Origin of the sequence: Stenotrophomonas sp. GD04054, from assembly GCF_029836955.1 — a bacterium.
Lineage (GTDB): Bacteria > Pseudomonadota > Gammaproteobacteria > Xanthomonadales > Xanthomonadaceae > Stenotrophomonas > Stenotrophomonas maltophilia_A.
This window is the reverse complement of sequence record NZ_JAOECR010000014.1, coordinates 1-23,466: the sequence shown is the minus strand read 5'-3', so window position 1 is coordinate 23,466 and position 23,466 is coordinate 1. Positions and strand designations below refer to the sequence as shown.

Annotated in this window: 24 protein-coding genes, 1 tRNA gene and 1 pseudogene; 14 read left to right on the top strand and 12 right to left on the bottom strand. The window is 66.9% G+C overall.

Annotated features, from left to right (window positions below; all coding sequences use genetic code 11):
* Nucleotides 1–479 precede the first annotated feature (479 nt).
* Nucleotides 480–719: a hypothetical protein gene (locus N7573_RS08860; protein WP_279912174.1), complete on the bottom strand. Its 240-nt coding sequence runs from the start codon at nucleotides 717–719 to the stop codon at nucleotides 480–482.
* A gap of 156 nt (nucleotides 720–875) precedes the next feature.
* Here N7573_RS08860 and N7573_RS08855 point away from each other — a divergent pair.
* Together N7573_RS08855 and N7573_RS08850 are read left to right on the top strand one after the other, a co-directional pair.
* Nucleotides 876–1,188 (top strand): annotated as a pseudogene (locus N7573_RS08855) (hypothetical protein).
* Nucleotides 1,175–1,390, top strand: coding sequence for an AlpA family phage regulatory protein (locus N7573_RS08850; RefSeq protein WP_279912175.1), 216 nt, complete (start codon nucleotides 1,175–1,177; stop codon nucleotides 1,388–1,390). Before N7573_RS08855 ends, N7573_RS08850 begins: the two are co-directional and overlap by 14 nt.
* Nucleotides 1,391–1,455: 65 nt before the next feature.
* Here N7573_RS08850 and N7573_RS08845 read toward each other — a convergent pair.
* A tRNA-Ser gene (locus N7573_RS08845) sits at nucleotides 1,456–1,545 on the bottom strand.
* 124 nt (nucleotides 1,546–1,669) lie between these two features.
* Between N7573_RS08845 and N7573_RS08840 the strand changes: the two genes are divergently transcribed.
* Nucleotides 1,670–2,740: a DUF4241 domain-containing protein gene (locus tag N7573_RS08840; RefSeq protein WP_279912176.1), complete on the top strand. Its 1,071-nt coding sequence runs from the start codon at nucleotides 1,670–1,672 to the stop codon at nucleotides 2,738–2,740.
* An 81-nt stretch (nucleotides 2,741–2,821) separates the two neighbouring features.
* Here N7573_RS08840 and N7573_RS08835 read toward each other — a convergent pair whose 3' ends face one another.
* Nucleotides 2,822–3,814: a LysR family transcriptional regulator gene (locus N7573_RS08835; protein WP_005410175.1), complete on the bottom strand. Its 993-nt coding sequence runs from the start codon at nucleotides 3,812–3,814 to the stop codon at nucleotides 2,822–2,824.
* A 122-nt stretch (nucleotides 3,815–3,936) separates the two neighbouring features.
* Between N7573_RS08835 and N7573_RS08830 the strand changes: the two genes are divergently transcribed.
* Together N7573_RS08830 and N7573_RS08825 are read left to right on the top strand one after the other, a co-directional pair.
* Entirely contained in the window at nucleotides 3,937–4,524 is a 588-nt protein-coding gene (locus N7573_RS08830) for an NAD(P)H-dependent oxidoreductase (RefSeq protein WP_032129793.1), read from the top strand.
* A gap of 136 nt (nucleotides 4,525–4,660) precedes the next feature.
* A complete protein-coding gene (locus N7573_RS08825) occupies nucleotides 4,661–5,011 on the top strand; it encodes a variant SH3 domain-containing protein (protein WP_049399659.1) in 351 nt (116 codons plus the stop codon).
* Between the two features lie 179 nt (nucleotides 5,012–5,190).
* Here N7573_RS08825 and serS read toward each other — a convergent pair whose 3' ends face one another.
* On the bottom strand, nucleotides 5,191–6,471 hold the full coding sequence (gene serS, locus N7573_RS08820; protein ID WP_279912177.1) for a serine--tRNA ligase: 1,281 nt from the start codon (nucleotides 6,469–6,471) through the stop codon (nucleotides 5,191–5,193).
* 113 nt (nucleotides 6,472–6,584) lie between these two features.
* Between serS and N7573_RS08815 the strand changes: the two genes are divergently transcribed.
* A complete protein-coding gene (locus tag N7573_RS08815; RefSeq protein WP_121503608.1) occupies nucleotides 6,585–7,223 on the top strand; it encodes an energy transducer TonB in 639 nt (212 codons plus the stop codon).
* Between the two features lie 119 nt (nucleotides 7,224–7,342).
* Nucleotides 7,343–7,915 (top strand): energy transducer TonB, encoded by a 573-nt coding sequence (locus tag N7573_RS08810; protein WP_279943126.1) that lies wholly within the window; start codon nucleotides 7,343–7,345, stop codon nucleotides 7,913–7,915.
* A gap of 272 nt (nucleotides 7,916–8,187) precedes the next feature.
* Here the strand turns inward: N7573_RS08810 and aroA are convergent, their stop codons facing one another.
* The 4 genes from aroA to N7573_RS08790 form a co-directional block, all read right to left on the bottom strand.
* Complete coding sequence (aroA, locus tag N7573_RS08805; protein ID WP_279913245.1) at nucleotides 8,188–9,495, bottom strand: 3-phosphoshikimate 1-carboxyvinyltransferase; 1,308 nt, start codon at nucleotides 9,493–9,495, stop codon at nucleotides 8,188–8,190.
* 76 nt (nucleotides 9,496–9,571) lie between these two features.
* Nucleotides 9,572–10,771, bottom strand: coding sequence for a prephenate dehydratase (pheA, locus tag N7573_RS08800; protein ID WP_014037689.1), 1,200 nt, complete (start codon nucleotides 10,769–10,771; stop codon nucleotides 9,572–9,574).
* Between the two features lie 51 nt (nucleotides 10,772–10,822).
* Nucleotides 10,823–11,908 carry a 3-phosphoserine/phosphohydroxythreonine transaminase gene (serC, locus tag N7573_RS08795; protein ID WP_279913246.1) on the bottom strand — a complete coding sequence of 362 codons (1,086 nt, stop codon included), beginning with the start codon at nucleotides 11,906–11,908 and terminating at the stop codon, nucleotides 10,823–10,825.
* 338 nt (nucleotides 11,909–12,246) lie between these two features.
* The gene (locus N7573_RS08790) at nucleotides 12,247–13,053 is read right to left on the bottom strand and encodes an FHA domain-containing protein (protein ID WP_201116715.1); all 807 of its coding nucleotides are present in this window, start codon (nucleotides 13,051–13,053) and stop codon (nucleotides 12,247–12,249) included.
* 125 nt (nucleotides 13,054–13,178) lie between these two features.
* Here N7573_RS08790 and N7573_RS08785 point away from each other — a divergent pair, with 125 nt between their 5' ends.
* The 3 genes from N7573_RS08785 to N7573_RS08775 all read left to right on the top strand — a co-directional run bounded on the left by N7573_RS08785 (nucleotide 13,179) and on the right by N7573_RS08775 (nucleotide 15,273).
* A complete protein-coding gene (locus tag N7573_RS08785) occupies nucleotides 13,179–13,454 on the top strand; it encodes a polyhydroxyalkanoic acid system family protein (RefSeq protein ID WP_005417302.1) in 276 nt (91 codons plus the stop codon).
* Nucleotides 13,455–13,534: 80 nt separating this feature from the next.
* The gene (locus N7573_RS08780; RefSeq protein ID WP_279913247.1) at nucleotides 13,535–14,026 is read left to right on the top strand and encodes a phasin family protein; all 492 of its coding nucleotides are present in this window, start codon (nucleotides 13,535–13,537) and stop codon (nucleotides 14,024–14,026) included.
* Between the two features lie 236 nt (nucleotides 14,027–14,262).
* Nucleotides 14,263–15,273, top strand: a complete 1,011-nt coding sequence (locus N7573_RS08775) for a restriction endonuclease (protein ID WP_279913248.1) — start codon at nucleotides 14,263–14,265, stop codon at nucleotides 15,271–15,273.
* 110 nt (nucleotides 15,274–15,383) lie between these two features.
* Here the strand turns inward: N7573_RS08775 and N7573_RS08770 are convergent, their stop codons facing one another.
* From N7573_RS08770 to N7573_RS08755, 4 genes are all read right to left on the bottom strand, one after another.
* On the bottom strand, nucleotides 15,384–15,761 hold the full coding sequence (locus N7573_RS08770; RefSeq protein ID WP_232528032.1) for a type II toxin-antitoxin system HicB family antitoxin: 378 nt from the start codon (nucleotides 15,759–15,761) through the stop codon (nucleotides 15,384–15,386).
* 23 nt (nucleotides 15,762–15,784) lie between these two features.
* Nucleotides 15,785–15,967, bottom strand: coding sequence for a type II toxin-antitoxin system HicA family toxin (locus N7573_RS08765; protein ID WP_107433137.1), 183 nt, complete (start codon nucleotides 15,965–15,967; stop codon nucleotides 15,785–15,787).
* 73 nt (nucleotides 15,968–16,040) lie between these two features.
* Entirely contained in the window at nucleotides 16,041–16,769 is a 729-nt protein-coding gene (hutC, locus tag N7573_RS08760) for a histidine utilization repressor (protein ID WP_279913249.1), read from the bottom strand.
* A gap of 28 nt (nucleotides 16,770–16,797) precedes the next feature.
* Nucleotides 16,798–18,168, bottom strand: coding sequence for a formimidoylglutamate deiminase (locus N7573_RS08755; protein ID WP_279913250.1), 1,371 nt, complete (start codon nucleotides 18,166–18,168; stop codon nucleotides 16,798–16,800).
* A gap of 67 nt (nucleotides 18,169–18,235) precedes the next feature.
* Here N7573_RS08755 and hutI point away from each other — a divergent pair, with 67 nt between their 5' ends.
* From hutI to hutU, 4 genes are all read left to right on the top strand, one after another.
* Nucleotides 18,236–19,459, top strand: a complete 1,224-nt coding sequence (hutI, locus tag N7573_RS08750; protein ID WP_279913251.1) for an imidazolonepropionase — start codon at nucleotides 18,236–18,238, stop codon at nucleotides 19,457–19,459.
* The gene (gene hutH / locus N7573_RS08745) at nucleotides 19,456–20,997 is read left to right on the top strand and encodes a histidine ammonia-lyase (protein WP_279913253.1); all 1,542 of its coding nucleotides are present in this window, start codon (nucleotides 19,456–19,458) and stop codon (nucleotides 20,995–20,997) included. The genes hutI and hutH overlap by 4 nt, the downstream gene beginning before the upstream one ends.
* Entirely contained in the window at nucleotides 20,994–21,848 is an 855-nt protein-coding gene (gene hutG / locus N7573_RS08740) for an N-formylglutamate deformylase (RefSeq protein ID WP_279913254.1), read from the top strand. Before hutH ends, hutG begins: the two co-directional genes overlap by 4 nt.
* Nucleotides 21,845–23,466, top strand: a 1,622-nt coding sequence (gene hutU / locus N7573_RS08735; protein ID WP_279913255.1) for a urocanate hydratase, incomplete at its 3' end; no start/stop codon positions are given. The genes hutG and hutU, both read left to right, overlap by 4 nt.

The following is a 23,466-nucleotide window of genomic DNA, read 5'->3' as shown; positions in this document are numbered from 1 at the left end:
CACCGCTGCACCTGTGCTCAACGTCACCCGCGCGCAATTCGTTGCTTCGCCCGGCGCGAGCGTCCTTGCCGCTCGATTCCAATGTCTATTGTCGTGCGTTCACGTCGTGATCCGCCCAGGCGAGCATGTGTGCGACACCAGGTTCTCCTTGCGCGCGCCTCACACCGCCCCTTGCACCCAATGTCTTAGGTAGACCACCGATGACTGACGGCTTTCCTGCTTCCAGATCGAAGCTCCCCACCGCTCCCGCCTGGGAGCGATTGATGGTGACCCAGTGCCAGCGAGAGGAAATGCGGCACGAAGACGCCCACGCAGATGTTTCCGTTCACTCCATCCGTGCCACCGCATGGTTTGCTTGGAGGGGTCAATCCAAGTACCACGGTGGGTTTGCGGGAGCACGCCGCGGCGCGGCGTCATTCAAACCATTGGGATTTCCTCAGGGAACGAGAGGAGAGTGCGACTCTCCTCTCGCGGACATCTCATTTCTTCCAGCCGTTGTCCAAGAACGCGTTGAGGTCGTCGCGCTTGAACGGTGCCCTGCCCGCATACGTAGCCAGTTTAGTGCCGACTTTCTTCCTATTCTCGTCAGTCAGACCATAACCGCGAGTCTTCAGATACTGATCAATGAAGTAACTCACCTCGTACTGCTCGGTCATCGAGACAAACACTCGATCTATCGGACCACGGTAGTGCTTGTTATCGCTGCTGTTCCAGTTCATTTCGGCCTCCATTAAGTGCCAAGCACAGACTATATCCCCCAGCACACTGCGGCCACGGACAGCCATGTGGATAAGTTGTGGATTAAGAAAATTAAAGCTCGGCTCCGAGGCCCCCAGACTACGCCAGAGCTATAGCCACAAAATGGAGGGCGCATAATGACTCCGCGACATGTAGCTCACCCCGAAGGACTGCCGAACTGCGCCGCCGGCCGCCGGGCGCCACATCCACGACAAGCGCTGCCCGTCCGCTGGCGGCGGCCACCTGGTCGAGTGCGCCTGCAGGTCGACCAGCAAGCATGACGATCCCGATGCGACCATTGCTGCCTGGCGCAGGCTCAACCGACCGGTGCGCGGCGCGCGCCACCCATCGGTCGATACGCCGATCGACAACGTTCTGCAGTTCCAGCTTGGGCTGGCCGACCGCCCTACGGAGGCTAGTCGTATCGGAGGCCATCATGGGCACGGCTGAAAGACTGGAAGAGCTGCTATCGCTTGATCGCGTGCGCCAGATGACCGGTATGGGCACCACCTTCATCTACGGCGAGATCAAAGCTGGCCGCTTCCCGCGCTCTATCCGCATCGGCCGTCGCGCACTCTGGATACAATCCGAGGTGCAAGGCTGGGTTCGGCAGCAGATCGCGCAGAACCGACCTTTGCAGGTGGATGGGTAAGCGGGCGGGTAGCGAAGGCTGTAGAAACGAAAAAGCCCCTATTTCTAGGAGCTTTTTGTAAAGACTGGCGGAGAGAGTGGGATTCGAACCCACGGAAGGTTTAACCCTTCGCCGGTTTTCAAGACCGGTGCCTTAAACCGCTCGGCCATCTCTCCAATCGGGTCCCGGTCGCCCGGGCAGCGGCGTATTCTCGCACGTGAAGGGCATTTGCCCAAGACCACCCTTGCCCCCGCCCTTCGCATCCGGCACGGTGGGGCCTTCACTGCAATCGGAGCCCCCATGGCCCACCTCGATCTGGCCAACCTGCGCACCACCCTGCTGGACGACACCCAGCTGGCCGCAGTGGCCCTGCACCGCACGTTCGCCGGGCACCTGCCGGTCAGCAGTGGGCATCTGGTGGTCTGCGATCCGCTGGTCCAGGCCGAGGCGCCCGCGCTGGCCGACTACACCGCCCCGCTGGGCCGGCATCCGGTCGAGATCATCGTGCACAGCGGCCGCCCGGCGCTGGCCGTGGTCTGGTTCAAGCCCCGCGAAGCCCTCACTGCGTCTGCCCTGCACTGGCAGATGGCGCGCTGGACCACGCAGGACCTGACCGGCCTGGATGAGGACAGTTTCATTGGCTATCCGGTCGACGCCGGCATCGGCTGCTTCATGGATACCAACACTCAGCAGGCACTGCTGGCCCTGATCGAACAGACCGATGGCGACGAAGACAGCGAATGGTCGGATGCGCTGATCGACCATGACGGCCTGGATGAAGGCGCCGAGTACCGCCCCTGGGGCGAGGACTCTCCACACGGCCTGGTCGTATTCACCAGCGGCTGGGGCGACGGCGTCTATCCGAGCTACTGGGCGCTGGATACCTCCGGCATTCCGGTCGCCCTGGTCACCGACTTCCTGTGCATCCAGGGCGGTGACGGGCGCGACGAGCGCGAGATCGCCGACCAGGCCTATCGCGACAGTCTTCCACCCGAAGAAGCTGAAGCGCTGGCACGGCTGGTTGCCACCGTGGACCGCGACGACCCGGATGCGCTGCGAGAGCTGTTGAAGGATGCGCCACAACGCGCCAACCAGATCGAACCCGGTTGCGGCGGCACCGCCCTGTTCGAGGCGATCCGCCTGGACCGCCCACAGGCACTGCAGGTGCTGCTGCAGGGCGGACCGTTGCCCGCAATGCCCGAGCGCCTGCACATGAGCAAGGTGACAAGCTATCTGGATTACGCGCGCTTCCTGAAGAAGCCACGCAGCGCGGAACTGATGGCGGTGCTGGAAGCACCGGTCATTGCCGAGCCCAGGCCAGCCGCACCGCCGCGGCGCAGCTTCTGGGACCGGCTGTTCGGCCGGAAGTGACCGGGGCCGGAAAGCAGCAACGCCGGGCATGGCCCGGCGCTACCGTTTCACAGATTGGCGGTGCGGTTGCGGCCAGGTGCCTCAGCCCGCATCCACCGCCAACGCGCCCAGCGCACTGGCCTTGATCCGCTCCTTGGCCTTTTCACAGGCGCCACCGCAATCCAGGCGCGAGGCCTCCAGCTGCGGCGGCAGGTGCTCGGCCAGGAAGTCGATGAACACGCGCACCGCCGGCAGCAGGCCGCGGCGCGAGGCGAACACGGCATGGCACACGCCCTGCGGCAGCGACCAGTCCGGCAGCACCACTTCCAGTTCGCCGTTGCGCACGGCATCGGCGCACACGGTTTCCGGCAGCATGGTGATTCCGAAGCCGTCCTTCACCATGCTCTGCAGCAGCGGGAAGTCGAAGCCGGCCACGCGCGGCTGCAGGTCGACCCGGCGCACTTCGCCTTCCGGGCCATGCAGCTCCCAGCGCTGGCGTGCTTCGTCTTCGCTGATGCTTAGGGTGACGTGCTGGGTCAGCTCTTCAGGATCCTTCGGCCGGCCGGCGCGATCCAGGTACTTCGGGCTGGCCACCAGCAGTTCCTGCACCTGTCCGAAGCTGCGCATCACCAGGCTGCCATCGTCGTCCAGGCGCGAGCGCACGCGCAGGGCCACGTCGTAGCCTTCATTGATGATGTCCACGCGGCGGTTGCTGATGTTCAACTGCAGGCGCACCTTCGGGTACTGCTCAAGGAACTTGGGCAGCAGCTTGGGCAGCTGCATCTGCGCCAGCGATACCGGCACGCTGGCGCGCACCACGCCGCGCGGTTCCGCGCTGAGGCGGTCCACCACTTCGCGTGCGGCCTGTGCCTCGGCCAGCATCGTCTGCGCGTGGCGGTGCACGCTGGTGCCGACATCGGTGACGGCGAAACGACGCGTGGAGCGCTGCAGCAGGCGAACGCCCAGGTCGGTTTCCAGCTGGCTGATGCGGCGGCTCAGGCGCGACTTGGGGATACCCAGTGCGCGCTCTGCGGCGGCGAATCCGCCATGGTCGACCACCATCGCGAAGTAGTACAGATCATTCAGGTCATGCATGCCCGAGTTCCATATCTAGAACAATACGTGGCATTCAACCACCTTTATCCCGCCTTTGCAACAACCTATCGTTCTCTCCGTCGGCGGCAAGCCCGCCACCTCTCCCGAACATAGGTACTGCCATGAAGCTTCTGCACATCGACGCCAGCGTGCTTGGCGACAACTCCGTCTCCCGCCACCTGACCGCCGCCGTGGTGGCCCAGTTCACTCAGCAGATCGACGGCCTGCAGGTTGATTATCGCGATCTTGACGCCAATCCGGTACCGCATCTGCGCAGCGGATCGCTTGCCAAGGCCGACGCTGCCGAAGCCGCCGATGCTGAACAGGTACTCGAGCAGTTCCTGGCGGCCGATATCGTGGTGATCGGCGCGCCGATGTACAACTTCAGCATTCCGTCCACCCTGAAGGCCTGGATCGACCGCGTGGCCGTGGCCGGGCGCACCTTCAAGTACACCGAGAACGGTCCGGTCGGCCTGGCCGGTGGCAAGCGGGTGATCATCGCCAGCAGCCGTGGCGGCATCTACACCGATTCGCCCGCGGACTTCCAGGAGCCGTTCCTGCGCCAGACGTTTGCCTTCTGGGGCATCAACGATGTCGAGTTCGTACGCGCCGAAGGCATCGCCTACTCGCCGCAGCACCGCGAAGACGCCATTGCCGGCGCACTGGCTGCGCTGCCGTCGCACGAAGCGGCCGAGGCCGCCGCGGCGTAACGCGTTCCAGCGTTCGGCGCCGCTCTCTCCTCGTCTGGGCGCTGAACGCGGGCCGGGATCCCCTCCCCCATCCCGGCCCACCCTGGCGGCCCCGCTTTGCGGGGCCGTTTTTTTGTGGGCACGCTACGCTGGAGCCATGAACTACATCGTGACCACTGCACACCGCAGCGAATTTCCGCACCCGATCACCCTGCGCCGTGGCCAGGCGCTGGTGGTGGGCGAACGTTATGAAGGGCCCGAAGGCTGGGAAGACTGGTTCCTGTGCGAGGCAGAGGGCCAGCAGCCGGGATTCGTGCCGGCGCCAGTGATCGGCCGCGACGCGCAGGGTGGCGCATTTGCCACGGAAGACTACTGTGCGCGCGAACTGGATGTGGATCCCGGGCAGCTGCTGCGTGGCGAGCGCACGCTCAATGGCTGGGCGTGGTGCGTGCCGGAGACGGGCGAACCGGGCTGGGTGCCGTTGGAGAAGCTGCGGGTTGTTGAGTGATCACGGTGGTTCATCCACGCATGGCGTGGATGTAGCCCGCATTGTAGATCCACGCCACGCGTGGATACGGTGCCATGCAAGCATGGCACCCACCAGAGCCGCAGCAGTGCCATGCAAGCATGGCACCCACCAGAGCCAGAGCAGTGCCATGCAAGCATGGCACCCACCCCATCAGGCTATCAGCCGATGGTTTCCAGGCCGCCCATGTACGGGCGCAGGGCCTCCGGCACGGTGATGCTGCCGTCGGCGTTCTGGTAGTTCTCCATCACTGCGATCATCGCGCGGCCAACGGCCACGCCCGAGCCGTTCAGCGTGTGCGCCAGTTCCGGCTTGCCCGTGGCCGGGTTGCGCCAGCGGGCCTGCATGCGGCGGGCCTGGAAGTCACCACAGTTCGAGCACGAGGAGATCTCGCGGTAGGTCTCCTGCGACGGCAGCCAGACTTCCAGGTCGTAGGTCTTCACCGCCGAGAAGCCCATGTCGCCGGTGCACAGCAGCACCTTGCGGTACGGCAGGCCCAGCTTTTCCAGCACCACTTCGGCGCAACGGGTCATGCGCTGGTGTTCGGCGTCGCTGTCTTCCGGGCGGCTGATCGAGACCAGCTCGACCTTCTCGAACTGGTGCTGGCGGATCATGCCGCGCACGTCGCGGCCACCGCTGCCGGCCTCGGCACGGAAGCACATCGAGTGGGCAGTCATGCGCAGCGGCAGGCGTTCGGCATCGACGATCTCGTCGCGCACGATGTTGGTCAGCGGTACTTCCGAGGTCGGGATCAGGTAACGCGTGGAATCACCCACGGCGGTCTTGAACAGGTCGTCCTCGAACTTCGGCAGCTGGCTGGTACCGCGCAGCGAGTCGGCGTTGACCAGCAGCGGTACGTTGGTTTCCTCGTAGCCGTGCTCACCGGTGTGCAGGTCGACCATGAACTGGGCCAGCGCACGGTGCAGGCGCGCAATCGGGCCGCGCAGCACGGTGAAGCGCGAGCCGGACAGCTTGGCGGCGGTTTCGCCGTCCAGCCAACCGTTGCGGGCGCCCAGTTCGACGTGATCGAGCACCTTGAAGTCGAACTGGCGCGGGGTTCCCCAGCGCGCCTGTTCGACGTTGTCGTTCTCGTCGGCACCGGCCGGCACGTCATCGGCCGGCAGGTTCGGAATGCCCATCGAGATGGCGTCGATCCTCTCGCGCAGCTCGTCCAGCGCCACTTCCGAGGCCTTCAGCTCGTCGGCGAAGGCAGCGACCTCGGCCATGATGGCCGAGACGTCCTCGCCCTTGGCCTTGGCCTGGCCGATGGCCTTGGAACGGCTGTTACGCAGGCTCTGCAGCTCCTGGGTCCGCACCTGGATGCGCTTGCGATCGGACTCCAGGGACTCCAGGGCAGACACGTCGAGCTCGAAGCCGCGGCTGGTGCGCAGGCGTTCGGCGAGGTCGGCGGGCTGGTGGCGGAGCAGGGCTGGATCAAGCATGGCAGGTGTCGTGGTGGGTATCAGGGATGGGATTATCGCTTGTTATACGGATTTCTGCCGCCCGGTTCATTCCCGCCGTGGCAGAATCGGGCTATTCCGTACTGGTCCGGTCCATGTCTGCACCCCGCTCGTCGTCCGCCAAGTCGTTCACTGTGCATATCCCGCGCAACGCCCTGAAGATCGCCGGCATCGCCTTCGGCGTGGGCGTGCTGCTGTTCGTGCTGGTCTGGCTGACCGGCCGTGACAAGGAGTTCTTCCGCGCCGACCCGGCCGCACAGACCCCGCAGGAAACCGCCCAGGTCGAGCCCCTGCCGGAACCCTTGGCCGCTGCGGCCGGTTCCAGCGACATGCCAGACGCCAAGCCGGCACCGGTGGAGGAAGAAGCGCCGAAGCTGGTCGAAACCGCTCCGCCGCCACCCGCCCCGATCGCCGAGCCGGCCCCGGCCGCCCCGGGCGCAGCGCCGGCCGCGACCGGCAACAGCCAGCCGATGCCGATTGCGGGCCAGTCGCCGCCGCCGTCGTACCCCGCCGCCGCCCTGCGCGCCGGCGAAACCGGCACCGTGGTGGTACGCGTGGACGTGGACGCCACCGGCTATCCCAACAACGCCACGGTGATCCAGCGCAGTGGTTCACGCGACCTCGACCGTGCCGCCACCGACGCCGTGCGGCGCTGGCGCTTCACTCCGGCACAGAGCAACGGCCAGGCCGTGCCCGGCAGCATTGAAGTGCCGTTCGACTTCAAGACGCAGTAACTGAACGCTTCCCGGCAGGCAAACTGAACCCTGCCGGTGGCGTTGACGCAGCGCTGACACTTCCCGTCCATGGCTCGGGCAACACTTCCCACGTCGTCAGTTGACGGAAGGAGTTTGCGATGACTGCCACCACCCACGAAGACCTTCATTCGCCGCAGCTGCAGCAGGATTCGAGCGTGCAGCACAAGCCCACGTCGCCCTGGATGTGGATCGCGCTGATTGTGGCGATGTTTGCGGCCGCCCTGCTGTGGCTGCGCCATTCCAACCAGGAGGATGTGGCGCCGGCACCGGTCGGTGAGCGCATGTTGCCCGCCCCTGAGCAGGCTGCGGTGACCGATGCAGCAGCACCTGCAACGCGCCAGGCCGCCCCGGCCTCCAGCCAGCACAAGACTACGCCGGTCGCGCGTAATCGCGAAGCACGCCCGCTGGCCAGCAACCGCATGCCCACCTACCCCGCTGCCGCACTGCGCAGTGGCGTGCAGGGCAGCGTGATCGCCAGCCTGAATGTCGATACCCGTGGCAATGTCGCCAACGCTGCGATTGTTTCGCGCAGCGGCGAGCGCAGCCGCGACCTGGACCGTGCGGTGCTGAACACCGTGCAGAACTGGAAGTTCCAGCCTGCGGTGCATGACGGCCGCGCAGTAGCAAGCGTGGTGCGGGTCCCGGTGGATTTCCGCACCGAGCAGCGTTGATCGCGGACGAGGGGTTCGTGATGTTTCGACGGAGGCTTCGGCCTCCGTCTTTTTATGCGGAAAGGCGTGCCGACCAAGGTCGGCACCTACCGGGCGATATGAGCGTGCCGACCAAGGTCGGCACCTACCGGGTGATGTGAGCGTGCCAACCAAGGTTGGCACCTACCTGGCGATATGAGCGTGCCGACCGAGGTCGGCACCTATCGGGTGATGTGAGCGTGCCAACCAAGGTTGGCACCCACCGGGTTACGTCATCTGCCGGGCGTGGCCGCTCAGGCCAGGTTGAACCCGGCACTGCGCGCCAGGCCATCGAAGTCCGGGAAGGAGGTGGCGACGTTGGCGATATCGTTGATGCGCACTTCGCCGTCACTGATCTGGCCGGCGATGGCGAAGGCCATGGCGATGCGATGGTCACCGTGGCTTTCGATGGTGCCGCTGCCCAGGCGCACGCCGCCGTGCAGGGTGGCGCCGTCTTCGGTTTCGTCCACCTGCATGCCCAGCGCACGCAGGCCGGTCGCCATCGCGGCGAGACGATCGGATTCCTTTACCCGCAGTTCGGCGGCCCCGCTGACCACGGTCTGGCCTTCGGCGGCCGCAGCGGCCACGAACAGCGCCGGGAACTCGTCGATCATGTCCGGCACCAGTGCTTCCGGAATGCGTGCGCCCTTCAGCGGGGCGTAGCGCACCACCAGATCCGCCACCGGTTCACCGCCCTGCTCGGCCGGATTTTCTTCGGCGATGTCCGCCCCCATCAGGCGCAGCGCGTGCAGCAGGCCGGTGCGGCGCGGGTTCAGGCCGACCTGCTTCAGGCGCAGCTCGGAGCCCGGAATGATGCTGGCAGCCACCAGATAGAACGCAGCCGAAGAGAAGTCCGCCGGCACCACGATGTCAGTCGCGCGCAGGCGCTGGCCACCACGCAGGTGTGCCTTGCCGGGCGAGAATTCGATGTCCACGCCGAACGCGGACAGCATGCGCTCGGTGTAGTCACGGGTCGGGTGCGGTTCGGTCACCTGGGTTTCGCCCTGCGCGTACAGGCCGGCCAACAGCACCGCCGACTTGATCTGCGCGCTGGCCACCGGCGAGGCGAAGTCGATGCCGTGCAGCGATTGCCCGCCATGCACGTGCAGCGGCGGCGTCCCGTCTTCCTGGGTGTCGATCTTCGCGCCCATCTGCGACAGCGGGCCGGTCACGCGGCGCATCGGGCGGCCGGACAGCGACTCATCGCCGATCAGCGTGCAGTCGAATGCCTGGCCCGCCAGCAGACCGGCCAACAGGCGCATGCCGGTGCCCGCGTTGCCGCAGTCCAGCGGCGCATCCGGCGCCTTCAGGCCGTCGATACCGACGCCGTGCACGATGCGCTGCGACGAGCTGGGGGTTTCGATGCGCACGCCCAGCTGGCTGAAGATGCGCGCAGTGGCGCGGGTGTCCTCGCCTTCCAGGAAACCTTCGATATGCGAGGTGCCATCGGCCAGCGCGGCGAACATCACCGAGCGGTGCGAGACCGACTTGTCGCCGGGAATGGTCAGGCTGCCCTGCAGCGGCTGGCCCTTGCGGGCGATCCAGTGTTGCGCGTTGCTCATCGTTCGATCGTTCCGTAAACGCCGGCAGCGCCGGCGATGCATCAGGGAGCGGCGGCCGTGGCCGCCGCAGCAGCACTCAGGGCACGGCCACCGGATAGGAGCCGAGTACCTTGATCTGTGCCGAGTGCGCTTCCAGTTCGGCCAGCGCGGCCTGCATCGGCGCATCGTCGATGTGGCCGGCCAGGTCGATGAAGAAGCCGTATTCCCACTTGCCGTGGTGCGACGGCCGCGACTCGATGCGGTTCATGCTGATGCCGTGGCGGGCGAACGGGCTGAGCACGTCGAACAGCGCACCAGGCTTGTCATGGATGAACACCAGCACCGAGGTGCGGTCGTGGCCGGAGGTCGGGAAGATATTCCGGCCCACCACCAGGAAGCGGGTGGTGTTGTCGGCATCGTTCTGGATCGGCTTGGTGACCACCTTCTTCAGGCCGTACACGTGGCCGGCACTCTCGCCACCGATGGCCGCTGCGTCGTCAGCGTTGCGCGCACGACGCGCACCTTCGGCATTGCTCGACACCGGAATTTTCTCGGCCTTCGGCAGGTTGGCGCGCAGCCACGCCGAGGTCTGCATGAACGACTGCGGGTGTGCGTAGATGCGCTCGATGTCCTCGATGCGGCCGCTGCGCGACATCAGGTACTGCTGCACGCGCAGTTCCACTTCGCCACAGATCTTCAGGTTGGAGGTCAGGAACATGTCCAGAGTGATCTGGATGGTGCCCTGCCCCGAATTCTCCACCGGCACCACGCCGAAATCGGCGTTGCCCGCTTCCACTTCCTGGAACACTTCTTCGATGCTGGCCATCGGCAGGCCCAGCGCGGAGCGGCCGAAGTGCTTGAGCACCGCCTGCTGGCTGAAGGTGCCTTCCGGGCCGAGGTAGCCGATCTTCAGTGGCTCCTGCTGGGCCAGGCAGGCCGACATGATCTCGCGGTAGACGTGCACCAGCAGCTCATCGCTGAGCGGGCCTTCGTTACGGTCCACCACCATGCGCAGCACCTGCGCTTCGCGCTCGGGGCGGTAGTAGTCGACGGCGGCGGCAAGCTTGCCCTTGGCCTTGCCGACCTGGTGGGCGAAGCGCGCGCGCTCGGCGATCAGGCTCTGGATGTCGCGGTCGATCTGGTCGATCTTCGAGCGCACATCGGCCAGCGCCAGGGGCGCCAGGGTGGGTGCCGGGTTCGACGCGGCCTTGGCCTTGCCCTTCGCCTTGGTGGGCGCGCTGTCCTTGGCCGGTTCAGCCTTCTTCGGCGCCTTCTTGCTGGATTTGCTGCTTGCCATCGGAGTTCCTTGTTGCGGGGCACGCACCCGACGGTGCGCGCCGTTCATTGCTCAGCCGTGACGCTGCTGGAAATCGGCCATGAAGGCGACCAGCGCCTCGGCCCCGGCCAGCGGCATGGCGTTGTACAGCGAGGCGCGGATGCCCCCGACCACCTTGTGCCCCTTCAGCGCCAGCAGGCCGGCGGCCTTGGCTTCGGCGACGAAGCGGGCATCAAGCTCAGCATCAGGCAGGAAGAACGGGATGTTCATCCGCGAACGGGCCGCGTGTGCGACCTCGTTGCGGTAGAAGCCGCCAGAGCCGTCGATGGTGCCGTATACCAGCGCCGCCTTGGCGGCATTACGCTTGGCGAACTCGGCCACGCCGCCCTCGGCCAACATCCACTTGAACACCAGGCCGGCCAGATACCAGTTCCAGGTGGGCGGGGTGTTGAGCATCGAGTCGCGGGCAACGTGCGAGCGGTAATCAAAGATGTCCGCACGCGGCTGGCCGCTGCGCTCGAGCAGATCGCGGCGGATGATCATCACCGCGATGCCGACCGGGCCCAGGTTCTTCTGCGCGCCGGCGTAGATCACGCCATAACGGCGCACATCCAGCGGTTCGCTGGCGATGGACGAGCTGAAGTCGGCGATCAGCGGGACGCTGCCGGTGTCGGGCACATCACGGAACTCGACGCCGTGGATGGTTTCGTTGGCGGTGATGTGCACGTAGGCGGCATCGGGCGACAGCTGCCAGTCGGCGCGCGGCGGCAGCGTGCGGTAACCATCGGCCTCGCTGCTGGCGGCGATGTTGACGTCGACGTAGACACCGGCCTGCTTGACCGCCGTCTTGCCCCAGTGACCACTGACCACGTAATCGGCACGCTGGCCGGGGGTGGCGAAGTTGAGCGGGATCAGCGCCTGCTGGGTGGTGGCACCACCGGACAGGAACAGCACCGCATAGTCTTCGGGGATATCGAGCAGTCGACGCAGGTCGGCCTCGGCCTCGGCGGCCACGGACATGAACTCCGCACCGCGATGGCTCATTTCCACGATCGAGGCACCGGTACCGTGCCAGTCCAGCATTTCCGCCTGCGCCTGGCGCAGGACCGATTCCGGCAAGGTTGCAGGGCCGGCACTGAAGTTGAACGCGCGCGTCATGTCACACCTGTGGGGCAAGACCCCTAGTATGCCGCAGTGCACCAGCCTTGCGGCCTTGTGCGGCAAGGGAAATTTGGTTTCATTGGAATCCATTGGCCGCCAGCAAGGCGCCGGTAGTCGCCAACCTTGGTCGGCGTACGCCGTCAGGCGTCATGCCCGCCGGAGAAGCGTGCCGACCAAGGTCGGCACCTACCAGAGCGGATCCAGCGGACTCAGGCCAGGAGCAATGCCCCGGTAGTCGCCGACCTTGGTCGGCGTACGCAGTCAGGCGTCATCCCCGCCGAAGGAGCGTGCCGACCAAGGTCGGCATCTACCAGAGCGGATACGGCCGGTTCAGATCAGCGCGCGCCGAACCAGAGCAGCAGGCTGAGCAGTGCAGCCAGCAGCAGCGCACTCACCAGCAGCCACGGCCAGCGCCGGACCTTGCGCGGCGCGGCCGGCATCACCGGCGCCTGCTCGGCGTCCTGGCTGGACTCGTCTTCATCCGGCAGCGGGCGCCGGCGCGGGTCATGCGGCACTTCCAGCACGAACCGGTGCTGGCCATCGAACACCACCTGGTCGCCGGCCTGCAGCCAGCAGTGGCGCACGGCCACGCCGTTGACCCGTGTGCCATCGGCACTGCCCAGGTCACGCAGCAGCACGCGTTCGCCATGCACTTCCACGCGGGCGTGCTGTTCGGCAAAGGCCGGCTCATTGATCTCGATGTCAGCGTCGCCACCGCGGCCGATCAGGCGGGACCGCGACAGCGTGAAGCTGCGGCCATGGTGCAGGCCACCGACACCGCGCAGCAGGCGCTGCTGCTCATTGGTGCCGTCACCGCTGTTCGGTGCGGGGGCCTGCAGCAGGCTCTCCACCTCGCCCTGCAGGACCATTTCCACGCCGTCCACATACACCGCATCGCCCGCACGCAGCAGCGCCATGCGCCGCACCGGGCGACCGTTCACATGAATGCCGCGGATACCGTTGCCGACCTGCAGCCAGAGGCCGCGATCATCCACGCAGAACTGCGCCAGCAGCAGGGCACCGTGGCCGGCGTCGCCGAGCCTCACACTGCCATTGGCCTGGCGCACGATGCGTTGCACCCCGGGCCGCAGCGGCTGGTCGGGCTGTTGTTGTTGGCTGAAGTGAACAAGCAGGTTCTGCACGCGGCGCAGCCTAGCAGGTTGGTCGCCCACGAAGAAGAACCCACGATGAGTGCTTGGCGCGAAGGCCCTCGATGCGCACAATGCTCGCCCTCATTGATCATCCCCGCTTTGCGCCAGGAGCCTGCATGTCCACCATCGATGTCCGCCACGCCCACGCCCTGCCCGATGCACAGGCGCGCGCCGCGATCGAACAGGTCGCCGCCAAGCTGTCCGAGCGCTTCGGCCTGAAGTCGTCCTGGACTGCCGACGTACTGAATTTCTCCGGCAGCGGCGTGGACGGTGCGATCGAACTGCAGCCGGGCGCCGTGCGCGTCACGGCCAAGCTGGGCTTCCTGCTGTCGGCGATGAAGGGCATGGTCGAAGGCGAGATCCAGCGCGTGCTGAAGGAAAAGCTGGGCTGAATCCCGGCGGCGGCCGTCACGGCCGTGCAACGCCATCGCGCGCTACTCTCGGGACAGGCCCAACTCCCACGGGAAGTGCGATGAACCACTACGAAAACGACGACCGCCGCAACGACGACGCCTCTTTCGGTGACCAGGCCGAGCGCTTCTCGCGCAAGCTCAGCGATTCGGCCCAGCAGGTCTGGCTGGCAGGCCTGGGCGCCCTGGGCCGTGCACAGGCTGAAGGCAGCCGCTTCTTCGATGGCCTGGTGAAGGAAGGCGAAGCCTGGGAGGCCCGCCGCCGTGAACGCCACGGCGAACAGGGCCCGGGTTGGCGCGACAACGTTGAAACGTCGCTGGACGAGGCCCGCGAAAAGGCCTCCGGCACCTGGACCAAAGTCGAGAAGGCCTTCGATGACCAGGTACAGGGCGTGCTCAAGCGGCTGCATGTCCCCACCGCCGACGAGGTGACTGCGCTGGAGGCGCGCATCGACGCCCTGCATGCGCGCCTGGCCACGCTGGAGAACCGTGCCGCTTCGGGCGCCGATGCTCCCGCCCCGGGCAGTCATCAGTCGCCCGACAGCGTGCCCTGAATGCCATTGTTGCAATGCAATAAATTTTGATTGACAATCGCGAGCAACCCGCCAATCGCTTCGGCTGCCGTTTGTTCCCTCCCCTCACGGCTTCAGGATTGGCGGGTTTTTCGTGTCCGCCGTATACCGATCTGCGCGCGCCATCACGTTTCCTGTCAGGAACCTCCTGACCCAGCAATGCGGCACGACCTTTACACTGTCGTCCTCCGCATTCGCCCCTTCCGCGCACCTCCTGCATGCTCCCTTGGATCCTGGCCCTGCTGTCGGCCCTGCTTACCTGTTCCCTGGCCGTTGTCTATCTGTGGTGGATCAAGCGGCGGCAGAAGGAGATGCAACTCGGCCTGCAGGCCTTGGCTGGCATGCACTGGCGCGAGTTCTCGGTACTGGTCAAGCGCATGCTGCGCGAGCAGCGCGGCCTGCGCGAACTGGATGACCCGGGCGAGGAATCCCGTGAGCCCAGCAGCGATTTCCTGCTCAGCGACGGCCCCAACAGCTGGCTGGTCTCGTGCAAGCACGGCTTGGCCTATCGCATCGGCACCGCCGCGGTGAACGAACTGGGTGCGGCCGCCCGTCTGGCTGGCGCCCGCGGCGGCGTGCTGCTGACTGAAGGCCGGATGGAACGCGACGGCCGCAGCGCCGCCGAAAAGCAGGCGGTCGAAGTGCTGGATGGCCCACGCCTGTGGCCGCTGCTGCAGCCCTATCTGCCGGTTGATATCGAAGGCCGTGTGCGTGCCAGTGCCCGTCATGAGGCGCTGCGTCGCATTGCTATAGCCGCGCTCGCCGCGGTGACGCTGGGCCTGCTGGTGGGATTGAGCCTGCAAGGGCTGCATGTGCAGGACGCCCCGCCCGTTGCCGAGGTGGCGGTCGCCCCCGCGCCGGTCGCGCCTGCGGTTGAAGCGGCGCCCGAACCGGCGCCGGCCCCCGCCACCACGCCGCCGACCACGCTGCCTGCGCCGGCCACACCCTCAACCGATGCGCGCAGCAATCCCAACCCGGATGCCGCCACGCTGGAGCGCTTCCAGGCCGATCTGTCCCGTGCCTTGGCCGGCAAGCCCGGCATCGCCAGCGGTGTCTGGCTGACCCGGCAGACGCTGGCGATCAACCGCACCGGCGAGCTGGACGCGGTGTGGCCGCGGGTCTGCGAGGAAGTCCTGCACTACCCCGCCCTGCGCAACGTGCGCATCCAGCTCAACGCCCGCCCCGGCGTGGATGAGCCGGTGCGCTGGCGGCAGTGCGCTACGTATTGATTGGGATGTCCGTAGATGCGTGGGTGCCCTTGTAGAGTCGAGCCACGCTCGACTCATCGCGCATCGCGCCAACAGCAGCCGAGCATGGCTCGGCTCTACATGGCGCCTGCTCAGCCCAATGCTGCGAGATGGGCGATGTAACTGGAGCGCGATTCACCTGCCGCTCTGGCCTGCGCATCCAGCCTCGCCAGGATCCGGCGTGGCAGGCTGATGTTGACCCGCTCGATGGTGTCGTCCAGCAGGGCCGGATCAATGCAGATGTACGCAAGAATCCAACGAATGTCCTTGGATGCCTCGGCGGCGATTTTCTGTGGCGCGGAAGGTGTCGGAATCGAGCGCCCGTCATCCAGGGCCGCATCAATCCAGGCGAGCGCAGCCTCCTCGGCAGCGCTGAGCGCCTCCTCAAGCGTGTCGGCCGCCGAGAAGCACCCCGGCAGATCCGGAACGACCACACCCCACGCGGTGCGCTCATCGCCTGCCTCGATCAAGACTGGATATCGCATGGGCCCTCCTACGTCAGTCCTGCGAGCTTCCGCAACGCCTGCACCAGCCCTTTCCCCAGATCCTTCCTAGGGTGAGGCACGGTGATGATGTGAGGGTGCTGCGGGTGCACGAATACATGATGGGATCCGCGAATCCGGCGACAGGTCCAACCTGCCGCCTCCAGATCCCGGATGAGGTCCCTGCTCTTCATATGGGGACGATACACATCGTACACACGCCTCGACAGAGTTCAAGGCGACAGCGTGTCCCAAGCGGGGCCGACCCTACCTTGCGCCAGGCGCGAAGCGCGCCACCAGGTCCCAGGCATCGCCGAGGAACACTTGGCGCACACGGGTGATCGGCCGTTCGCCGCGCCAGGTCAGGCGCTCGATCACCAGACAGGCGGTGCCGGGCTTCACCTCCAGCAGCTTGGCCGTGGCGGTATCCGCGCCCCAGGCGCTGATGCGGTGCTGGGCACGGGTCCAGGACACGTTCTGCAGCAGCCAGCTGCCGGGCGCGGTGGTACTGAAGTCGACCTCCAGCACCTCCGGCACGCCCACCGGGCTGATCAGGCGGTGCTCCAGCGCCAACGGACGGCCATCGGCCAGGTGCAGGCATCGCATCGCCAGCAGCGTCTCCTGGCCCGCCAGCTCCACCTCACCGGCATTGCCGGCGTCAGCCAGGCGCAGGTCGCGCTGCAGCAGGCGATACGCGTACTGATGACCGCGTGAGCCGACTTCCATCGCGATGTCGGGAATCTCCAGCGCCACCTGTTCCAGGTGCGGGGGCTGCCGCGCCACGAACGAACCAGCGCGGCGGCGGCGCTCGATCATGCCGCTCTCGGCCAGTGCGGTCAGCACCTTGTTCACGGTCATCCGCGAGCAGCCGTACTGCTCCATCAGCTCGTGTTCGTACGGAATACGAAAGCCCGGCGCCCACTCTCCGCTGAGGATGCGGCTTTCCAGATCGCTGCGGATACGCTGGTTGAGCGTGGCGGACTTGCTGGCCTTCACGTAATGGGGTCTCGATGGCGGGAGGCGATCAGCCCAGCACGCCGCGCAGGGCGGCAGCGAAGGCGCTGGTGATCGCCTCGCGCTGCAGGTGGCGGCCGTCGGCCACGCACTGGCGGCCATGACGCCAGACCGATCGCAGCGCGCCATTACGTGCGGCGAACACCCAGCTGTCAAGCCATGCGTCATCCTGCCGCGCCTGTAGCGCGGGGTGTGCGGCATCCAGCTCGACCAGATCGGCGCTGGCGCCGACCTGCAGGCCAGCGGCCACGCCCAGCGCCTGTGCACCGCCCTGCAATGCACCTTCGAACAGGAAGCGGCCGCTGCTGCGGGTGGCATCCGGGGCCAGTACGTTGCGCCCGCGCAGGGTCAGGCGCTGACCGTACTCAAGCAGGCGCAGTTCTTCAGCCGCGTCGATCAGCACATTGGAATCGGAACCGACACCGAAGCGCCCGCCCTCGCGTGCGAACGCCTGCATCGGGAACAGGCCGTCGCCAAGGTTGGCTTCGGTGATCGGGCACAGGCCGGCCACCGCCTGGCTGGCCACGATGGCGGCGCGCTCATCGTCGGTGATGTGGGTGGCGTGCACCAGGCACCAGCGCGCATCGACCGGTGCATGGTCGTACAGCCATTGCACCGGGCGCTGGCCGCTCCAGGCCAGGCAGGCCTCCACTTCGCGCACCTGTTCGGCGATGTGGATGTGCACCGGGCCGTCGGTCAGCGGCAGCAAGGCACTCAATTCCTCGCCGGTGACTGCACGCAGGCTGTGCGGGGCAATGCCGAGCACCGCATCGGGCAGCGCGGCCAAAGACGGCTTGGCGGCGTCCAGCAGATGCGCAAATCCCTCTACGTCGTGGATCAGGCGTCGCTGCGCGGGGTTCGGTGCCGCCCCGCCGAAATCGGCATGTGCATAGAACACCGGCAGCAGGGTCAGGCCGATACCGGTGTGGTCGGCCGCCGCCGCAATCCGCGCGCTCATCTCGGCACGGTTGGCATACGGCCGGCCGTCAGCATCGTGGTGCAGGTAGTGGAATTCACCGACGCGGGTGAAGCCGCTTTCCAGCATTTCCATGTAGGCCTGGGCGGCGATGGCCTGCACCGCGTCCGGGCGCAGATGGGCCAGGAAGCGATACATCAGCTCGCGCCAGCTCCAGAAGCTGTCACCGTCGCCGCCGCCGATCTCGGTCAGCCCGGCCATGCCGCGCTGGAACGCATGACTGTGCAGGTTGGGCAGGCCCGGCACCAGGATGCCGACGCGGGTATCGCCCGCCTGCGCGCCCTGCCCCGTACTGATCGCCGTGATGCGACCGTCCTGCACCTGCAAGCGGACATCGCGAGCCCAACCCTCGACCAGCAGGGCGTGGGCGGCATGGAAACTGTGCGGGGAACGCGAATCGGACATGGCTGGACAACCCGAAATGGACGCCTATATTGTATAGACATATAAGCACAGCCGCGTTGTGGATGCCATGCACGTCGATACCCTCTGGTCCAACGTCCACCTGATCACCCTCGATGGCGAGGGGCTGGGTGTCATCCGCGATGGCGTCCTGGCCTGCGCCGATGGCCGCATCGTCCATGTCGGCGCGGCCGGCAGCGATGCCCACCTGCAGCCGACCACCCGCATCGACGGCGAAGGCCGCTGGATTTCGCCCGGCCTGATCGACTGCCACACCCACCTGGTCTACGCCGGCAACCGCGCCAACGAATTCGAGCAGCGCCTGCAGGGCGTCAGCTATGCCGACATCGCCCGTGCCGGCGGCGGCATCGTCTCCACCGTGCGCGCCACCCGCGCCGCCACACCGGAACAGCTGGCCAGCGAAAGCCGGCCGCGCCTGCTGGCAATGCGCGCCGAGGGCGTAACCACCCTCGAGATCAAGTCCGGCTACGGCCTGACCCTGCCCGACGAGCGCAAGCAGCTGCAGGTGGCGCGTGCGCTGGGCGAGGAATGCCGGGTCAACGTGGTGACCACCTTCCTCGGCGCACACGCGATTCCGCCGGGCCGCGAAGCACAGGAGTACACCGACGAGGTGTGCAACGTGATGATTCCGGCCATCGCCGCCGAAGGCCTGGCCGAAGCAGTGGACGTGTTCTGCGAGAACATCGCGTTCTCGCCGGCGCAGGCGCGGCAGGTCTTCGAAGCGGCGCGCGCCAACGGGCTGGCGGTGAAGATCCACGCCGAGCAGCTGAGCAACCAGCATGGCGCCGAACTGGCCGCCAGCTTCGGTGCACTCTCGGCCGACCATATCGAACACCTGGACGATGCCGGCATCGCCGCGATGGCCGCGGCCGGTACCGTGGCGGTGCTGCTGCCCGGCGCCTTCTATTTCACCCGCGATACCACCCTGCCACCGATCGCGGCGCTGCGTGCGGCCGGCGTGCCGCTGGCGCTGGCCACCGACAGCAACCCCGGTACCTCGCCACTGACCAGCCCGCTGCTGGCGATGAACATGGGCGCCACCCTGTTCCGCCTGACCGTGGACGAGTGCATCGCCGGCTTCACCCGTGAAGCAGCGCGCGCTCTGGGCCGTGGCGACCGCATCGGCCGCCTGGCCCTGGGCCTGGACTGCGACCTGGCGATCTGGGACATCGACGCCCCCGCCGACCTGGTCTATCGCATTGGATTCAACCCGCTGCACGCGCGCGTGGTGCGCGGACAGCCCGACCTGCCTGCCTCCTGGAGCAACACATGAGCAACACCCTGGTTCTTCGCCCCGGCCATGTCACCCTCGCCCAGTGGCGGCAGGCCTATCGCGGTGCGCCGCTTGCACTGGACCCGGCCGCGCTGCCGGTGGTGCGTGCCAGTGCCGCGACCGTGGCCGCCATCGTCGCCAAGGGCGCGCCGGTCTATGGCATCAACACCGGCTTCGGCAAGCTGGCCAGCGTGCGCATCGAGCGCGAGGACCTGGCTACCCTGCAGCGGAACATCGTGCTCTCGCATGCGGCCGGTGTGGGCGAGCCGATGCCGGCGAATGTGGTGCGACTGATGATGGCGCTGAAGCTGGTCAGCCTGGCGCAGGGCGCTTCGGGCGTGCGCGAGGAAACCCTGCTGCTGCTGGAAGCAATGCTGGTCAAGGGCGTGCTGCCGGTGGTGCCCGCACAGGGCTCGGTGGGTGCCTCGGGTGACCTGGCGCCGCTCTCGCACCTGGCCAGCGTGATGCTGGGCGTCGGCGAAGCCTTCATCGGTGACGAACGCCTACCGGCGGTCGACGCACTGGCACGTGTCGGCCTGCAACCGATCGAGCTGGGCGCGAAGGAAGGCCTGGCCCTGCTCAACGGCACCCAGTTCTCCACCGCCTATGCGCTGGCCGGCCTGTTCGAGATCGAAACCGTGTTCCAGGCCGCGCTGGTCACCGGCGCGCTGTCGGTGGAAGCGGCCAAGGGCTCGGATACCCCGTTCGACCCGCGCATCCATGCCATCCGCGGCCAGCGCGGGCAGATCGCCACGGCCGCCACCCTGCGCACGTTGATGCAGGGCTCGGACATCCGCGAATCGCACCGTGACAACGACGTGCGCGTGCAGGACCCGTACTGCCTGCGCTGCCAGCCGCAGGTGATGGGCGCGGCGCTGGACATCCTGCGCCAGGCCGCGACCACGCTGGAAATCGAAGCCAACGGCGTGTCCGACAATCCGCTGGTGTTCACCGATACCGGCGAAGCCCTTTCCGGCGGCAACTTCCACGCCGAGCCGGTCGCCTTCGCCGCCGACATGCTGGCGATGGCGGTGTGCGAGATCGGTTCGATCAGCGAGCGCCGCCTGGCGATGCTGGTGGACCCGGCGCTGTCCGGCCTGCCGGCGTTCCTGACCCCGCGCCCGGGCCTGAATTCCGGCTTCATGATTCCGCAGGTGACCGCCGCCGCACTGGTCTCGGAAAACAAGCAGCGCGCCTACCCGGCCAGCGTCGATTCGATCCCGACCTCGGCCAATCAGGAAGACCATGTGTCGATGGCCGCGCACGGTGCGCGCCGCCTGATGCAGATGGCCGAAAATGCCGCCAACGTGATCGGCATCGAGCTGCTGGCCGCCGCGCAGGGCTGCGACTTCCACGCGCCGCTGCGCTCCAGTGCCGCGCTGGAATCCGTGCGCGCCACACTGCGTGCACAGGTGCCGACGCTGGAAGAAGACCGCTACTTCCACCCGGACATGGTGACCGCCACCAACCTGGTGCGCAGTGGCGCGCTGGCGCAGGGCTTGGCCGGGCTTCTGCCAACCGTGGAACCGCAGGCATGAATGTCCATCCCGAATGGCTGACAGTGCACGAAGGCGATGCCCCGCTGATCGTCAGCTTCCCGCATACCGGCAGCGAGCTGCCGCACGACCTGATCGGCGACTACCACTCGCCATGGCTGGCCCGCCGCGATGCCGACTGGTGGGTGCACGAACTATACGACTTCGTGCGCGGCATGGGCGCGACCACGGTGCGCTCGGCGATCTCGCGCTCGGTGATCGACCTCAACCGCGATCCCAGCGGCGTGTCGCTGTACCCGGGTCAGAACACCACCGGCCTGTGCCCGCTGACCACCTTCGACAACCAGCCGCTGTACCACGCGGGCCGCGAGCCGGATGAAACGGAAATCGCCCGTCGCCGCGACACGTATTTCCTGCCTTACCACGATGCGCTGGCCGCACAGATCACGCGCCTGCGCGCGAAGTTCGGCACTGTCGTGGTGTATGACGCGCACTCGATCCGCTCGCATATCCCGCACCTGTTCGACGGTGAACTGCCGCAGTTCAATCTCGGTACCGCCGGCCCCTCCGGCGCGCCGGACACCTCCTGCGACAACGCGTTGAGCGATGTGGTGGAGAACCTGCTGAAGATCAGTGGCATGAGCCAGGTGCGCAACGGCCGCTTCAAGGGCGGCTGGATCACCCGCCACTACAGCAACGTCGCCGGCGGCGTGCACAGCCTGCAGATGGAACTGGCCTGCCGCGGCTACATGCACGAACCCCTGCCGGACCAGGTGGACGAGCACAGCTGGCCCACCCCGCTCGACCCCGACCACGCCGCACCGCTGCGCCACACCCTGGCGCAGGTGCTCAACGCCTGCCTTGAATTCGCTACGAACCGGAGCGCCGCATGACCCGCAACGACCCGTCCCGCACCATTGCCGCGCCGACCGGCACCACGCTCAACGCCAAAAGCTGGCTGACCGAAGCGCCGCTGCGCATGCTGATGAACAACCTGCACCCGGACGTGGCCGAACGGCCGCAGGAACTGGTGGTGTACGGCGGCATCGGCCGTGCCGCGCGCGACTGGGAGAGCTTCGATGCCATCGTCGAAACGCTCAAGCGCCTGGACGACGACCAGACCCTGCTGGTGCAGTCGGGCAAGCCGGTGGGCGTGTTCCGCACCCATGCCGATGCGCCGCGCGTGCTGATCGCCAATTCCAACCTGGTGCCGCGCTGGGCCAACTGGGACCACTTCAACGAGCTGGATAAGAAGGGCCTGGCCATGTATGGCCAGATGACCGCCGGCAGCTGGATCTACATCGGTGCGCAGGGCATCGTGCAGGGCACCTACGAGACCTTCGTGGAGATGGGACGCCAGCACTTCGGTGGCGACCTGACCGGGAAGTGGCTGTTCACCGGCGGCCTCGGCGGCATGGGCGGCGCGCAGCCGCTGGCCGCCGTGATGGCCGGCGCCTCGTGCCTGGCCGTCGAGTGCCGGAAGAGCAGCATCGACATGCGCCTGCGCACCGGCTACCTGGATACCTGGACCGACAATCTGGACGAAGCGCTGCGCCTGATCGACGAATCGTGCAAGGCCGGTACGCCGAAGTCGGTGGGCCTGCTCGGCAACGTTGCCGATGTGCTGGCCGAACTGCTCAAGCGCGGCGTGAAGCCGGACCTGCTGACCGACCAGACCTCCGCGCACGACCCGGTGAACGGCTACCTGCCGCAGGGCTGGACCGTCGAGCAGTGGGACGAAAAGCGCGTGAGTGCGCCGAAGGACGTGGAGAAGGCTGCACGCGCATCGATGGCCAACCACATCCGCGCCATGCTCGGCTTCCACGCGCTGGGCGTACCGACAGTGGACTACGGCAACAATCTGCGGCAGATGGCACTGGAAGAAGGCGTGGCCAATGCCTTCGATTTCCCGGGCTTCGTACCCGCCTACATCCGCCCGCTGTTCTGCCGTGGCATCGGCCCGTTCCGTTGGGCCGCACTGAGTGGTGACCCGGAAGACATCGCCAAGACCGACGCCAAGGTGAAGGAACTGATTCCTGACAACCCGCACCTGCACCGCTGGCTGGACATGGCCGCCGAGAAGATCAAGTTCCAGGGCCTGCCGGCGCGCATCTGCTGGGTGGGCCTGGGTGACCGCGATCGTCTGGGTCTGGCCTTCAACGAAATGGTCGCCAACGGCGAACTGAAGGCACCGGTGGTGATCGGCCGCGATCATCTGGACAGCGGCAGCGTGGCATCGCCGAACCGCGAAACCGAAGCGATGGCCGACGGTTCGGATGCGGTCTCCGACTGGCCGCTGCTGAACGCCCTGCTCAACACCGCCAGCGGCGCGACCTGGGTATCGCTGCACCACGGCGGCGGCGTGGGCATGGGCTTCTCGCAACACGCCGGCATGGTGATCGTCTGCGACGGCACCGAGGCCGCAGCCAAGCGGATTGGCCGCGTGCTGTGGAACGACCCGGCCACAGGCGTGATGCGCCATGCCGATGCAGGCTATGAAATCGCGATCGA